13 protein-coding genes and 1 tRNA gene are annotated in these 13788 nt (G+C 62.9%); 4 read left to right on the forward strand and 10 right to left on the reverse strand.

Going from position 1 to position 13788, the window contains the following annotated elements; all coding sequences use genetic code 11:
- Positions 1-62 precede the first annotated feature (62 nt).
- Genes GC119_RS10505 through GC119_RS10515 form a run of 3 tightly spaced genes read left to right on the forward strand, consistent with a single transcriptional unit; the run spans position 63 to position 2240 of the window.
- Positions 63-1334: a class E sortase gene (locus GC119_RS10505; protein ID WP_083318957.1), complete on the forward strand. Its 1272-nt coding sequence runs from the start codon at positions 63-65 to the stop codon at positions 1332-1334.
- A gap of 2 nt (positions 1335-1336) precedes the next feature.
- Positions 1337-1546: a hypothetical protein gene (locus GC119_RS10510; protein WP_070576286.1), complete on the forward strand. Its 210-nt coding sequence runs from the start codon at positions 1337-1339 to the stop codon at positions 1544-1546.
- Positions 1547-1565: 19 nt separating this feature from the next.
- Positions 1566-2240: an anthranilate synthase component II gene (locus tag GC119_RS10515; protein WP_151953118.1), complete on the forward strand. Its 675-nt coding sequence runs from the start codon at positions 1566-1568 to the stop codon at positions 2238-2240.
- A 102-nt stretch (positions 2241-2342) separates the two neighbouring features.
- Here GC119_RS10515 and pknB read toward each other — a convergent pair whose 3' ends face one another.
- Genes pknB through GC119_RS10550 form a run of 7 tightly spaced genes read right to left on the reverse strand, consistent with a single transcriptional unit; the run spans position 2343 to position 11897 of the window.
- Entirely contained in the window at positions 2343-4187 is a 1845-nt protein-coding gene (pknB, locus tag GC119_RS10520; RefSeq protein ID WP_151953119.1) for a Stk1 family PASTA domain-containing Ser/Thr kinase, read from the reverse strand.
- A complete protein-coding gene (locus GC119_RS10525) occupies positions 4184-5959 on the reverse strand; it encodes a protein kinase domain-containing protein (protein WP_070777446.1) in 1776 nt (591 codons plus the stop codon). The genes pknB and GC119_RS10525 overlap by 4 nt, the downstream gene beginning before the upstream one ends.
- Entirely contained in the window at positions 5959-7425 is a 1467-nt protein-coding gene (locus GC119_RS10530; RefSeq protein WP_070777444.1) for a peptidoglycan D,D-transpeptidase FtsI family protein, read from the reverse strand. Before GC119_RS10530 ends, GC119_RS10525 begins: the two co-directional genes overlap by 1 nt.
- Positions 7422-8942: an FtsW/RodA/SpoVE family cell cycle protein gene (locus GC119_RS10535; RefSeq protein WP_151953120.1), complete on the reverse strand. Its 1521-nt coding sequence runs from the start codon at positions 8940-8942 to the stop codon at positions 7422-7424. The genes GC119_RS10530 and GC119_RS10535 overlap by 4 nt, the downstream gene beginning before the upstream one ends.
- Positions 8939-10528, reverse strand: coding sequence for a PP2C family protein-serine/threonine phosphatase (locus GC119_RS10540; RefSeq protein ID WP_226829408.1), 1590 nt, complete (start codon positions 10526-10528; stop codon positions 8939-8941). The genes GC119_RS10535 and GC119_RS10540 overlap by 4 nt, the downstream gene beginning before the upstream one ends.
- Positions 10525-11049 carry an FHA domain-containing protein gene (locus GC119_RS10545; RefSeq protein ID WP_070576306.1) on the reverse strand — a complete coding sequence of 175 codons (525 nt, stop codon included), beginning with the start codon at positions 11047-11049 and terminating at the stop codon, positions 10525-10527. The genes GC119_RS10540 and GC119_RS10545 overlap by 4 nt, the downstream gene beginning before the upstream one ends.
- Positions 11049-11897 (reverse strand): DUF3662 and FHA domain-containing protein, encoded by an 849-nt coding sequence (locus GC119_RS10550; protein ID WP_151953121.1) that lies wholly within the window; start codon positions 11895-11897, stop codon positions 11049-11051. Before GC119_RS10550 ends, GC119_RS10545 begins: the two co-directional genes overlap by 1 nt.
- A 390-nt stretch (positions 11898-12287) precedes the next feature.
- Here GC119_RS10550 and GC119_RS10555 point away from each other — a divergent pair.
- A tRNA-Leu gene (locus GC119_RS10555) sits at positions 12288-12371 on the forward strand.
- A 197-nt stretch (positions 12372-12568) separates the two neighbouring features.
- Here the strand turns inward: GC119_RS10555 and GC119_RS10560 are convergent.
- The 3 genes from GC119_RS10560 to GC119_RS10570 form a co-directional block, all read right to left on the reverse strand.
- Positions 12569-12832, reverse strand: a complete 264-nt coding sequence (locus tag GC119_RS10560) for a hypothetical protein (RefSeq protein ID WP_070424156.1) — start codon at positions 12830-12832, stop codon at positions 12569-12571.
- Positions 12833-12928: 96 nt separating this feature from the next.
- Positions 12929-13300: a transposase gene (locus GC119_RS10565; RefSeq protein ID WP_151953122.1), complete on the reverse strand. Its 372-nt coding sequence runs from the start codon at positions 13298-13300 to the stop codon at positions 12929-12931.
- A 5-nt stretch (positions 13301-13305) separates the two neighbouring features.
- Complete coding sequence (locus GC119_RS10570) at positions 13306-13659, reverse strand: hypothetical protein (protein WP_151953123.1); 354 nt, start codon at positions 13657-13659, stop codon at positions 13306-13308.
- Positions 13660-13788: the final 129 nt, after the last annotated feature.

Here is a 13788-nt window from a genome sequence, read left to right on the forward strand (position 1 = left end):
GATAGCTCGTGGACACAACCGGAAAGCCCCGCTGGGATTGTTGGAAAGCGAAGAGGACACACGTGGATCAACCACTGACGCGCCGAGAACGCATCGCGCGTGAGAAGGCTGAGGCCCGGCGTGCAGGGCAGGCCGAATCGGCTGGTGAAACCTACGCCGTGCGTCCTGAAGACTCCCGCCAGGGGGACCGCCGATCCTCGGCTCCCGCTGAACAGGCCCACAGCCCGCATCACAAGCTGCAGGGCTCCGGACCTGCTTTCTCGCCCATGCAGGCATCGGGTGACCGGCCGTTCATTCGTCCGGCAGCACGTGATGTGCGCCGCGGCCACGGCACCGGCCCGCAGCACAATGTCGCGCCCGCTCAGTCCCACAGCGCTCCCACCGGCTACGCGGCACCGGCTGCCTACAGTCCGCCAACCGGCTACAGCCCACCGGGTGGCTACGCAGCACCTGGCGCATACAGCCCGCCAACGGGTCACGCGGCTCCCGCTGGCCACACCCCTCCGGCTGCCTATGCCGCACCTGGCGCATACAGCCCACCTGCCGCTTACAGCCCCCCGGCAGGCTATATCGAACCGGAACCCGAACCGCGCAAGCCGGAGCCTGAACCGCTCGGCTTCGTCCGCGGAACCATTCGCGGTTTCGGTGAGCTGTGCATCACCGCGGGCCTGGTCCTCATTCTCTTTGTGGTGTGGCAGCTGTGGTGGACCGACATCGAAGCCAATAAGGACAACCAACACCTGGCTGATTCGCTCAGCGAACAGTGGCGCGAAAATCCCCTCGATAAGCTTCCCGAGGACCCCGACACCCCTGTTCCCGCCGCGCTTCCGGACGAGAACAAAGCCTTCGGCATCATGTACATCCCGCGGTTCGGCCCCAACTACTACCGGACCATCGCGGAGGGAGTGTCGCTGGAACCCGTGCTCAACCGCATGGGCATGGGACACTACCCGTCGACCGCACGCCCAGGTGAAGTGGGCAACTTCGCTATGGCCGGACACCGTGTGACCTACGGAAAGCCGCTGAACCTCATTGCCGAAATGCAGCCGGGCGACAGGATCTACATTCAGACAAAGGAAGGCGTGTACACCTACACGTTCCGCAACTACGACATCACCCTGCCTGACGCCACGGAAGTGCTGGCACCGGTTCCCGCAGCGCCTGAATACAAAGGCAAAGACAGGATTATGACGCTCACGGCGTGCAATCCGATGTTCTCGGCTCGCGAACGCTACATCGCCTACGCGACTCTCACCGACTGGGCTCCGGCCGGCTCCGAAGTCCCCAAGGAGCTCAGCGACCTGCCCGCCTATGGGAAGGCCGGAGGGCAGTAAGCGTGTACGAATTCATTTGGCGGCTGCTGCCGGGCAACTGGTTCATCAAATTCATCCTCAGCCTGCTGTTGATCGCTGTCGTCGTGTTCGTCCTCATGCAGTACGTCTTCCCTGTGATCGCGCCCTACATGCCGTTCAACGACGCCACGATCGAAAGCCAAGCCGCCCACGTAACCGCCACGGCCGCTGCCGACGCAGCGGCTGTGCAATAACCCCGCCGGGAGCTGACCTGTGACAGCGCGCATCCTTGTGATCGACAACTACGATTCCTTCGTCTACACGCTTGTCAGCTACGTCCAGGAACTGGGCGCGCAGACTGACGTCATCCGCAACGACGACGTCTCGGCCGAACAGCTGGACGAACTTCTGCCCCAGTATGACGGCGTTCTCGTCTCACCGGGACCGGGTGCTCCGGCGGAGGCCGGCATCAGCGCCGACATCGTACGATGGGCCGCCGAGCACTCGCTTCCGTACTTCGGGGTGTGCTTGGGTCACCAGGTGCTGGGCGAGGTGTTCGGGGCAGTGGTCGACCGCTCCCCGGTGCTTATGCACGGCAAAACTTCGCAGGTTGTCCACAGCGGCGGATCCGTTTTTGCAGGCTGTCCGTCACCGCTGACGGCCACGCGCTATCATTCGCTGGCAATTGTGGACGACAGTCTGCCCCTGGATGTTTTTGAGATCACCGCGCAGACGGAAGACGGCATCATCATGGGCATCCGGCACAGGAAGGCCCCGCTGCACGGCGTGCAGTTCCACCCCGAAAGCGTTCTGACACAGAGTGGCTACCCGATGGTCGCGAACTTTTTGGCGGCGTGCGGAATGCGAGAGGCAATCGCTGCCGCCCACGATCGCGCTCCGGTCGCATCAGCCGCAGCGTTGAGCAGCTTAAACGCTCAGGACGGCTGAACGCCCTGAAAGACACAGCCCTGAAAGACTAAGCGGCCGGGGCTGGGTGTGCTCATCACACCCAGCCCCGGCCGCTTTTCATCAGCTCAGCCGGTGGCCGGATCACCAACCGTCATCGGTGCCCGGGAAAAGCGGAGATTCCGTATTCGGATCCTCCTGTTCTTCTTCTTCCGGCTCCGGCGTGGGAGTCGGCTTTTCCTTCGCCACTTTGATGGTGATGGTGGCGTGCTGATCGGTGGAGGAACCGCCCTTGACCGACTGCGAGAACACTTTGCCGGCTTCGTGTTCGTCAGTTTCGACTTCCTCGGTCTTGCATTCAAGCTGGTACTTGTCGCCGGTGAGGATCGAGCAGGCTTGATCTGCGCTCTTGCCGGTGACCTTGGGAACGTCGACTCGTCCGGAGGACAGGATCAGATCGACAGCCGAACCCTTTTTGACCTTCGAGTCTTTTCCGGGCTTGGTTTTCAGCACCGTGCCCTTGTCAACGTCAGGTGAGTTCTGCTCCTTGTTCGAACCGCCTTTAAGACCGGCCTCATCCAGAGTTTGGCGAGCCAAAGACTCCGTCTGTCCCGAGACATCCGGGACTGCCACCTCAGCGGGGCCAGCGGAAACATAGACCGTGACATCCGAACCCACCTCGACAGCGGTGCCGCCTTCGGGGTCGGTTTTGACGACATTGCCCTCTTTGACGTCGTCGTTGTTGACCTCCTCGGTCACACCGTTGAGGTTGTTGTCCTGCAGCCATTGCATCGCTTCTTTTTCCGAAACGTCCTGCAGGTTGGCAAGTTCAATCGTCGGCGGTTCCTTGGGCTTGGACAGCTGGTAGACCCACAGGCCAAGCCCGCCCAGAACAAGCACGAGGATCGTTGCGAGAATCCACAGCCAGCTGCGCTTCTTGTTGTCGTCATCCTCTTCTTCTTCGCGGCTGGGCAAAGTCGAAAAGCCCGAGGTGTTCGAGACTTCGTCCAGTGTCCCGGTGGCAGGCGGGCCGGAGCCCACGCCGACGGGGGCGACCATCTGCGTTGCAGCGGTTGCCGGGGGCTGGGCGTAAGCCTGGGTGGCATTGGGGTCGCCGCCGTCAATGCTCAGCGGGCGGCCATCGCGGGCCGCCAGAACATCCTCGCGGAAGGTGAAAGCATCCTGATAGCGCTCATCACGGCCCTTGCTCAGAGAGTGCAGCACCACTCGGTCCACAGCCGGCGTAACGTTCGGATTGAGCTCCGACGGCGGGCGCGGTGTTTCGCCGACGTGCTGGTAGGCCACCGCCAGCTGCGAATCGCCCGTGAACGGCGGTTGGCCCGTGAGCAGTTCGTACAGCAGGCAGCCCGTCGAATACAGGTCAGAGCGGGCATCGACAACTTCGCCTCGGGCCTGTTCGGGGGAGAGGTAGTGGGCGGTGCCGATAACCGTCGAGGTCTGCGTCAGCTGACCGGTGTCTTCAAGCGCGCGCGCAATCCCGAAGTCCATGACCTTGATGTCGCCTTCGGGGGTGAGCATGACGTTGGCGGGTTTGATGTCACGGTGGACGATCCCGTTGCGGTGGCTGTAGTCCAGGGGTGCGAGAACCCCGGCAATGATGTCCAGTGATTCTTGAACGGTCAGCGGTCCGTGGGCGGACAGAACCTCGCGCAGAGTCTGCCCCTCCACGTACTCCATGACGATGAACGGCACAGTGACTTCGCCGCCGCCGGACTCTATGACTCTCTCTTCGCCAGAATCGTAGACGCTGACGATGCCGGGGTGGTTCAGTCTGGCCGCTGACTGGGCTTCGCGATTGATGCGCTCGTGGAACGAATTGTCGCGGGCAAGGTCGTTGCGCAGCAGTTTGATTGCCACGCGACGGCCGAGCCTGCGGTCAGTTCCGGCGTGCACTTCGGCCATGCCGCCGCGGCCCAGGAGCTCCTCGATCTCATAACGGCCCAGAAGCAGACGGGAGTCCGTCATCATTCACCTCCGCTGTTCGAGGCGGAGTTCCCGCCGCTCACCTGTCCGCCGCCCTGGCCGGAACCACTCGGTCCCGCATCGCCCTGGCCGGAGCCGTTTTGGCCGGAATCGTTCTGACTGCCCTGGTTGCCCTGATTGCCTTGGTTCCCCTGGTTGCCCTGGTCTTGGTTCTGACCGGGGGCGTTGCCGGAATTGCCGCGATCGCGGCTGGGGGCATCGCCGGAGTTTCCGGGCGCCTGGTTGGAATCGCTGCCGCTGCCAGAACCGGAATCGCGAGAACCGCCGGTGTCTGATCCGCTGCTTCCGCGCTGGTTGGAGTCGTTGGAGCGCTTGCGCTCCTGCGGTTGCTGTTCCTGCTGCTGAGGCTGGCTGTCCCGTCCGCTGTCGTTGTCGTTGTCGGAAGGGTCTGGGCCGCGGGAGACCACGAGCGTCACCGGCGAACCGGGGGCGAAACTGTAGCCCTTGGCGCCGCGCTGCACAGCAGTGACGGTGCCTTCTGGTTCGTCGGAGTACTCCAGGCTCTTTTCGGCCTTGAGGTCAAGGTCCTTCAGGGCCTTCTTTGCGTCGCGGTAGTCCTTGCCTACGTAGTCGCTGGGGTTGATCTCCACCAAGTCGGTCTGTTCGTCCGCGGTCTGGTCGCCGAAGAGCTGTTCGCCGACCAGTGCCCAGGCTCCCCAGCCCAGCAGGCCGAGAAGGGCGATCACAAGAATCGCGATCGCAGCTTTCGCACCCGCGCCGCCCTTTTTGGGCTCATCGGGTTCGTCAAGTTCGTCAGATCCCGCATCAGCGCCGTCGAGGTATCCGCGTTGGATGCCCACCGGCTGTGCGGCTTGGTGTTCCGAGGTGTGGCTCAACACGGTCGTTGAGGCTTCGTCAGATCCGATGAGCTGGGTTGCCGCGGTCTGCCCGCCGGCGTCTTCTGCAAGCTGCGGCACAGCGGTTTCGGCGGCTGCGACGTCGCCGTCCATAAGGGCGCGGGCTGCCGCGGCAACCGAGGCACCGTCGGTCGGGCGCAGGCCGGGCTTCTTTGCCAGCAGGCAGTCGACGAGCCTCCGCACTGGCGCTGAAACCGTCTCCGGCAGATCCGGGTGGCGGCGGTTGACTTGCGCAATGGCGATTTCCACCTGGGTTTCGCCGATGAACGGGCGGCGTCCGGCCAGCAGTTCGTACAGGATGATGCCCAGCGAGTACAGGTCGGACTGGGGCACGGAGCCTTTGCCGGTGGCCTGTTCGGGAGCGAGGTACTGGGCGGTGCCCATCACCTGACCGGTGCGGGTCAGCGGAGCCTGGTCTGCTACGCGAGCAATGCCGAAGTCGGTGATCTTCACCCGGAAGTCCGGGGTGACGAGCAGGTTGCCCGGTTTGATGTCACGGTGGACCACGCCGGCCTTGTGGGCGGCATCGAGCGCCTGGGCCGCCTGCGCGGTGATGTTGAGAGCGTCGACTTCGCTCATAGCGCCGTCGCGTTCGATGATCGAAGACAGCGCTTCGCCGGGCACGTACTCCATAACAAGGTACGGTGCGCCGGTTTCTTCGCCGTAGTCGTACACCCCGGCGATTCCGGGGTCGGACACCGCGCCCATCGACCGTGCTTCGGCCCGGAAACGAGCGAGGAAGGCCTCGTCGTCCCGGTACTCGTCCTTCATGATCTTCGCTGCGACCGGGCGGCCGAGAACGTTGTCGGTTCCCTTCCACACTTCGCCCATTCCGCCGACGGCGATTCGGGTGGTGAGTTCGTAGCGTCCGCCGAGCACTGTGCCTGCTTCTGGCTTCATCAGCTGATCACCGCCTCCATGATCTTCTTAGCAATCGGTCCCGCAGTGCGGCCGCCGGACGCTGCCGATCCTGCTGCACCGCCGTTCTCTACAACTACTGCCACGGCAACCTGGGGATCGTCAGCCGGAGCGAACGACGTGTACCAGGCGTGAGGGGCCGCACCCTTTGCGTGCTGCGACGTTCCGGTCTTCGCCGCGACTTTGACACCCGAGATCGCTCCCGCAGTGCCGGTGCCGTCGGTGACGACTTTCTGCATCATCTGATTGAGATGGCCGGCCGTCTTCTTGCTGATGGGCCTTGAGAAGGTCTTCGGCCTTGGGGTTTCCATTACTTTCAGGGTGCGGGCGTTCTTGACCTCTTTGACGAGGTTGGGCCGCATTTCCTTGCCGTCATTGGCGATTGCCGCGGAGACCATCGCCATCTGCATGGGGGTTGAGCGGACTTCGTACTGCCCGATGGCCGACTGGGCCAGCTGGGGAGGGCTGAGCTGTTCGGGGAACTGCGAAGCATCGACCTTGATGGGGGATTCGAAGCTTTCGCCGAATCCGAACTTCTTGGCCGTTTCAGCCATTGCGTCTTCGCCGATGTCCATGCCGAGCTTGGCAAAGGTTGTGTTGCACGACTTCGCCAGAGCGTGTTCGAAGGTCGCTTCGCCGCCGCTGCCGCACGTTGCGCCGCCGGCGTTGCCGATGGTGGCGCTGGTCTGCGGAAGTTCCAGACGGGTGGGCGATTCCAGGACGGAGTCGGGCGTGTAGTCGGTGTGTTCCAGGGCCGCTGCTGCGGTGACCAGCTTGAACACGGAGCCGGGCGGGTACTGTTTGCCGCCGATTGCCTTGTTCACAGCGGGCTGTCCGTTGGCTCCGACGAGGTTCTCATAGGCGGACTTGGCCTTTTTCCTGTCGTGTGACGCCAGGGGGTTTGGGTCCCAGCCGGGGGTGGAGACCATTGCGAGAACGTGGCCGGTCTTCGGGTCGAGGGCGACCGCGGCGCCTTTCTGACCGCCCAGAGCGTTCCACGCGGCTTTCTGCGCTTTGGGGTTGATGGTCAGCTCAACAGCTGCGCCCATGTTCTCCTGGCCTGTCATCCAGTTGGAGATCTGGTCGTAGAAGAAACGGTCGTCCAGACCGGACAGCAGGCTGCCCTCGGTGCGTTCGATCCCGGTGGAACCGCCGACGACCGAGTAGTAGCCGGTGATCCCGGAGTACATTTCGGCAGGCAGGCCCTTCCCGCCGTACTGACGCTGGTACTTGAACTCAGTGTCCACCGGAACGGACTTCGCCACGGGTTCTCCGTCGACGAGGATTGGTCCGCGCGGCCGCGACAGCTGCTCGAACAGCGTGCGGTTGTTCAAGGGGTTGGAGCGCAGACTGTCAGCGGCCAGGAACTGCACAGTGCTGACCGAACCGAACAGAAGAGCGAACATCACGAGTCCGACGACGAACACGTGGCCCAACGGTTTCTTCACTGCAGTTCACCTCCTGCCTGTCTGGGCGCGTAGCCGCTGGTGTTGGGGTTGTAGTCCGTGGTCACGTAGTCGACGACATCGGGTTCTTTGTCGGTGCGCACCTTGGGCGAGGTGTCGGTGACCGCCTGGAGAACACCGGTCTGGAACTCCTCCTGCGGGCGTCGAGCGTTGTCGCTCATGCGCAGAAGAAGGCCCAAGATGATCCAGTTGGCCACGAGCGATGAACCGCCGGCAGCCAGGTACGGGGTCGTCAGACCGGTCAGCGGAATGAGTCGCGTAACACCGCCGACGACGATGAACGTCTGGAAGGCCATGAGGAACGACAGACCCAAAGACAGCAGGGTGCCGAAGTGGTCGCGCAGGTTGCCGGCGATCTTCACGCCCCGCTGGAACATGATGAGGTACAGCATGAGGATGGCGAACAGCCCGATCATGCCGATCTCTTCGCCGAAGCTGGAGATGATGAAGTCGGAGTCCGAATAGGGGACGATCTGCGGGCGGCCCTCACCGAAGCCCGTGCCGAAAAGACCGCCGTTGGCCATTCCGAACATGCCCTGAACCAGCTGGTAGGAACCGCCGGGTGTTCGGTTGAACTCTTCGGGTGACAGTGCGTTGAGCCACGCGTCGACGCGCAGTGAGAAGTGCGAGAACAGGAAATAGGCCGAAACGGCGGCAGCGCCGAACATGGACAAGCCCAAAACGATCCACGTCTTGATGCCGGTGGCAACGTAGAGCATTGCCACGAACAGTCCGAAGAACAGCAGTGCCGAACCCAGGTCGGTCTGGAACACCATGACTGCAACCGCAATGATCCAGGCGATGATGAGAGGCCCTGTGTCACGCAGTCTTGGCAGCCGCATTCCGAGGAACCGGGGCCCGGCCAGGCGCAGCTGGTCGCGGTAGTTGACGAAGTAGCCCGCGAAGAAGATGGCCAAGAGGATTTTGGCGATCTCACCGGGCTGGAAGCTGAAGGGGCCCAGGCCGATCCAGATGCGCGAACCGTTGATGGTCCGGCCCAGTCCGGGCACCAGGGGCAGCAGCAGGAAGAAGACACCGGCGAGGAAGGCGACGTAGGGCCAGTTGCGCAGAGCGCGGTGGTCGCGCAGCACGAAGATGACCGTCGCACACAGGATGACGCCCAAGCCCATCCAGATGAGCTGCGAATCTGCCGCTCGCGTGTTGTCTTTGGCAACGCCAATCCGGAAGATCATGGCAAGCCCGAGGCCGTTGAGCATGATGGCGGTGGGCACGAGAATCGGGTCGGCGTACTTGGCGCGGATGCGCAGCACAATGTTGATGCCGATGCCGAAAGCGGCGAGGATGCCCGTGTAGCTGTACACATTGGCCGGGATCGCATCGGAAGCTCCGATGCCGACGAGCGTGTAGGCGCCGCCTGCTACGACGACCGCAATCAGGATGAGCACGAGCTCAACATTGCGGTATGTGCGCGGGCCCTTCGGAGTCTCTTCCTGTCCGGCAGCCGACTTGTAGTAGTCGTCCAGGGTTGCGCGACTCACTGACCTTCACCGCCCGGTGCCTGCGGATCGCTGCTGGGGGCGGGGTCTCCACCTTCGTTGACGCCCGGCTGGATGTCCTCGCCGCTGGTGTCGCGGCTGGCTTCGCTGCGCAGGTTGTTGACGATGTCGTCGGCGTCTTCTTTCGAACCGGCCGGAATGGTCTGCCCCAGGCGGTCCTGTGTGAAGCTCGACAGGCTGCTGACCTCGATTTCGGTCTGTTCCTGCAGGTGAGACAGGCTGATGGGGCCCAGGTCCTGGGAAATGCCCTGGTAGACGGCAACGCGGCCGTTTTCTTCTGTCACGTAGTACTGGCTTTGGATGTAGCGCCAGCCGAACAGTGCGGCACCGGCCAGGAGGGCTACCACGAGCACTGTGACAATCCAGCCGAAGAAGTTCCGGCGGGGAGCTTCTTCGTAGTCGTCATCGTCTTCCAGTGTCTCAGCCGCCGGCTTGAGAGCCTTCTTGTCGGCTTTGCGCTGTGCCTTGCGTTCAGCGCGCGAAAGCTTCCGGTCCTCTTCGACAGCCGAAGCTGCGGTGACAGGGCCGCCAGGTGCGGCTGCAGCGGCAGGTGATTCCGCCTCGTCATCGAATTCCGAGGTCGAGGCGGGATGGGCGGTAAGTTCGGCGTCCGCGGAACCCGGCATGCCGGGTTCGGTTGGGCCGATGTGCTCGCCCGCGCCGATCGCTGCGATGTCGTCGGCGTGCATGACGTCGGTGTCTGCTGTGGGGTCGTCGTTGATGACGGTCATCTGGCGGGTGGCCTCAGCAGAGCTTCCCAGGAGCGCGTAGTGCGGATTGATGCGCACCGAACCGGCGTTGGAACCCGGGTCGTCAGTGTGGGCGGGGTCGGCTTCCACAATGTCGCTGACGATGACGGTCACATTGTCAGCACCTCCGCCGTCCAGGGCGAGGTCGACCAGCTGGTCGCAGGCGTCATCGGGGCTGTCGACGGTTTCAATGACGTGTTTGATGTCGCGAATATCAGCAAAGCCGGTCAGACCGTCAGAGCACAGCAGCCAGCGGTCGCCCACCTGGGCGTTGCGGATCGACATGTCGAGCTCAGGTGTCGCACCGACATCGCCGAGCACCTTCATGACGACGGAGCGCTGGGGGTGGTGTTCCGCCTCGTCCTCCGTGATGCGGCCCTCGTCTACGAGCATCTGCACGAACGTGTGGTCAGAGGTCATCTGGGTGAGTTCGCCGTTGCGCAGCAGGTATGCGCGCGAATCACCGATGTGGGCCAAGCACAGGCGGCTGTCGTGGCGCATGAGCGCGGTGACGGTTGTGCCCATTCCGGCCAGTTCGGGACGCTCTTCGACAGCGGCGTTGATCCGTTCGTTGGCTTCGAGGATCGCGGAGCGGAGCTCACCCAGCAGATCGCTGCTGTGCTGTGGGGTGTCCAGCGCGGACAGGCGGCTGACCGTGATGGCCGAAGCGACGTCACCGCCGGCGTGGCCGCCCATGCCGTCGGCGATCAGCAGGAAGTTCGGACCCACGTAGCCGGAGTCCTGATTGTTCTGGCGCACCAGGCCGACATTGGAGCGGACGGCGGCTTTGAACATGATTTCGGGAAGTTCGTTCGTCATGCCTGCAGCTCCATTGTCGTGTTGCCGATTCGCACAGGGGTGAAAGCAGGAAGGGGCACAGCGCCGTGGAGCCTGCGATCGCCGACGAACGTCCCGTTGGTTGAACCGAGATCTTCGACGTACCACAGGCCGTTGTCAGCGACGACGCGCGCGTGAACGCCGGAAGCGAAGTCGTCATGCAGGACAACGTCGTTGCCTCCGGCCCGGCCCATGGTGACGGGCTGGCCGTTCAGCGAGATGACGCGGCCCTGCAGAGCGCCAGAGGTGAAGACCAGCTGGGCGTAGTGGGCTGTTGTCACCTGGTCACCGGGCTGTACGGCACCGCCGGATGCCGATGGAGCTGCGGCGGGAGTGCTCTGCGGGCGGCTGCTCTTGGAGCGTCCGCTCCTGCCGCGGCGGCGAGCCTTCGTTGTGCGCGGGCCGAAGATGTCCTGGCGCAACACGCCGGCGACAAGAAAGACGAAAATCCACAGCAGCGCAAAAAACGCGAGGCGCAGCACCATGACGGTGAGCTCAGTCATCAGCTCCCTGCTTCCGATCGATGGAACACGACCGCGCTGTCACCAGCTTGGAGAACAGTCCCATCGGTCACATTGACTTTGGAGATTCGCTTGCCGTCCAGCAGCGTTCCGTTGGTTGAGCCCAGGTCAGAGGCCTGAGCGTGAGAGCCGTCGACGGTTACTTCGAAGTGGCGGCGTGAAACACCCGGGTCGTCGATGACGATGTCGGCGCTTGAAGACGAACGGCCGAAGATTGTGGACCCCTGGCCAAGCCGGTAGCTGCGCGAGCCCACCGACACCGTGAAGTGCGCGGCCGACTGGCGGCCCGCCGGGCGGGCTGGGCTGGCCTGGTTGGGCGCGGGGCTTGGGGCTGGGCTGGTTTCGCGGCGGCGGGATTGTTCGTAGGCTTCCGGCACGATGGGGTTGGCGCGGCTTACAGGGTCGTAGCCGCCGCGGTTGGCTGGCTGCGCGGCGGGCGAACCATCGGGGCGCTCGGTTCCCGCGAGTACGCGGTAGACGCCGGTGTCGAGGTCAGATGCGACGGTCAGCTCAACCGTTACGGGGCCTACGAAGCTGTATCCCTGTTCAACGGCGTGTTCGCCGACAACCTGGCGGAGGTCGGTTTTGAGTTCGTCGAAAATCGGGGTCAGTCTCTCGAAGTCGGTCGAGGACAGTTCCACGGTGTAGCTGTTGGCGGTCAGAGTGCGGCCGCGTGATACGACGGCGGCGCGGGCATCGGCTTCTTTGCGAAGCGCTCCGGCGAGCTCAACAGGTTCGACCTGGGAGCGGAAGGCTTTGGCGAACGCGCCATTGACTACGCGTTCAATTCCGCGCTCAAAACGGTCGAGCATGCCCACGGTGCGTTCCACCCCCTTTCGACGATCAATCAGTCAACACATCATATTAACGGCCGAACCATTGACGGGGCCTGAGAACCGCATCTTCGGCTGACTGCTCGCGGCATTGGCTGATTTGACACCAATGCGAAATCGCTCACGCGTGGGGGATATTGAGGGGATTTGGATCGTGCGGTTGGGTGGGGCACTGGGCGCGGGCTGACTGAGTGCGCTCGGGGCACACCGGCTGGCAATGAATCCACCCGTTAGCCGCAAAGAAGCTCCCTGCAGCAACAGATCTGCGCCTTAGCAGCTGTTGCTAAGACGCTGACTCCGGTTAAAGGGCGGGCGCCGCAAGGGTGGTTTTGGAGCTCGTTTTGCTGCTGGGCACCAGATGTGTGTATAGTTTCTTTTTGCTGCTTCGCGCGAGTGGCGGAATTGGTAGACGCGCTGGCTTCAGGTGCCAGTGGTGGCAACATCGTGGGGGTTCAAGTCCCCCCTCGCGCACAGAGTGTCGTTTGTACGGATGACCAGCTCAAGGCCGGGTTGCTCCTTCGGGAGTAATCCGGCCTTGTTCGTTCGTCGCCCTGCACAACTCGGAGCTTCATGGGTAAGGGGCAGGCAGGGTTGAGGTCGCTGAAGGCACGCATGGGTGGAGAATCCGGCCAGGCGTGCGCCAGGGCAGTGCGTGGGCGAAGTGAATGTCATGTACCGACCGCGATTGCAGGTGGGGCGTTCGGCACGACCGACCAGCCTCGGGTGACCTCTCGTCGCCGTGCCCGGCGAAGAGCTGCAGACGCCACGCGCGTCAAGCCGACCTGATCGTGGAGCCGGTTGATGATCTTGCGGACGCTGGTGGCGGCGACCATGACGATGGCGCTGAGTAACTGGTTGGTCCAGCCGCGTCGTGGGAGCGTCTCTGCGTCGTCCACGGGCATGAACTTGCCGTCTTTGATCGACTTGTTCATCGACTCCACGGAATGCCGCCCGGAAGAGTATTGGGCTTGCCATTTCTCGGAACGATAGGGGTAGGCCTGCTCATGCTTCGCCCGTTACATTGATTGTCAAGCTGCTTCGGGTGTTTTTTCTTCGTAGAGGGTTCCGTGTTTGACCATGGCGTACACGACGTTGAGTCGTCTGCGAGCTAGGCGCATGATGGCTGCGTTGTGGCGTTTTCCTTCGGCTCGTTTCCGGTCGTAGTAGGCCTTGGATATCGGGTCGTGGTTGGATGCGACCCAGGCGGATTGGAATAGCGCGCTTTTGAGTTTCTTGTTGCCTGCACGGGAGGGAAACTCCCCGCGGATCGAGGTTCCTGATCTCCTGGTGACAGGCGCGATACCGGCATAGGCTGCCAGGTGGGCAGCGGACTGGAACGTGGAGAAATCTCCAGCGGCCAGGAGAATCTGACTGGCGGTCTTAACGCCGACTCCCGGCATGGACGTTAAGACCTGAAGAAGAGGAGCGAATCAATGAGTTCCTCAACTTGTGCAGCGATGTCAGCCCGTTCGGCTTTGAGCGTTTTGATCGTGGCGGCCAGACGCGGCACGATCTGTTCAGAAGCTTCACTGCCAGGCACGATCACGGTCTGCTGGCTCAGTGCTTCAAAGATCGCATCCACCAGTGCTGAAGGGTCTTTGCGGGTGTGGTTACGCGCCCACCGCTTCACCCCTGGATTCCCCGCGGCCCGCAGCCCTGCTGGACCGTTGTAGCGGATCAGCAAATCCAGCGTGATCTGGCGGGTCAGCACACCACCTTTGAATACACGTTCCAGTGCTGGGTGGATTTGTAACAGCAAGGTGAAGCGTCCTGGGTTTAGTTCCTACCTTAGGTAAGGAAGGATTGAACTATGCCTAGAAAGTATTCCGTCGAGTTCAAGGAGAAGGCGGTTCATCAGATCATCGAAATGGTCCGTTTGGAGTCTTGC

This window comes from Brevibacterium sp. Marseille-P9724, assembly GCF_902500275.1.
Taxonomy (GTDB): Bacteria; Actinomycetota; Actinomycetes; order Actinomycetales; family Brevibacteriaceae; genus Brevibacterium.

What these genes read in the sequence shown, in the direction of transcription:
- pknB (WP_151953119.1), bottom strand. Translation starts at nt 4,187, where the DNA reads ATGATGACGGACTCCCGTCTGCTTCTGGGCCGTTATGAGATCGAGGAG.
- GC119_RS10525 (WP_070777446.1), bottom strand. Translation starts at nt 5,959, where the DNA reads ATGAAGCCAGAAGCAGGCACAGTGCTCGGCGGACGCTACGAACTCACC.
- GC119_RS10540 (WP_226829408.1), bottom strand. Translation starts at nt 10,528, where the DNA reads ATGACGAACGAACTTCCCGAAATCATGTTCAAAGCCGCCGTCCGCTCC.
- GC119_RS10545 (WP_070576306.1), bottom strand. Translation starts at nt 11,049, where the DNA reads ATGACTGAGCTCACCGTCATGGTGCTGCGCCTCGCGTTTTTTGCGCTG.
- GC119_RS10560 (WP_070424156.1), bottom strand. Translation starts at nt 12,832, where the DNA reads ATGAACAAGTCGATCAAAGACGGCAAGTTCATGCCCGTGGACGACGCA.
- GC119_RS10565 (WP_151953122.1), bottom strand. Translation starts at nt 13,300, where the DNA reads ATGCCGGGAGTCGGCGTTAAGACCGCCAGTCAGATTCTCCTGGCCGCT.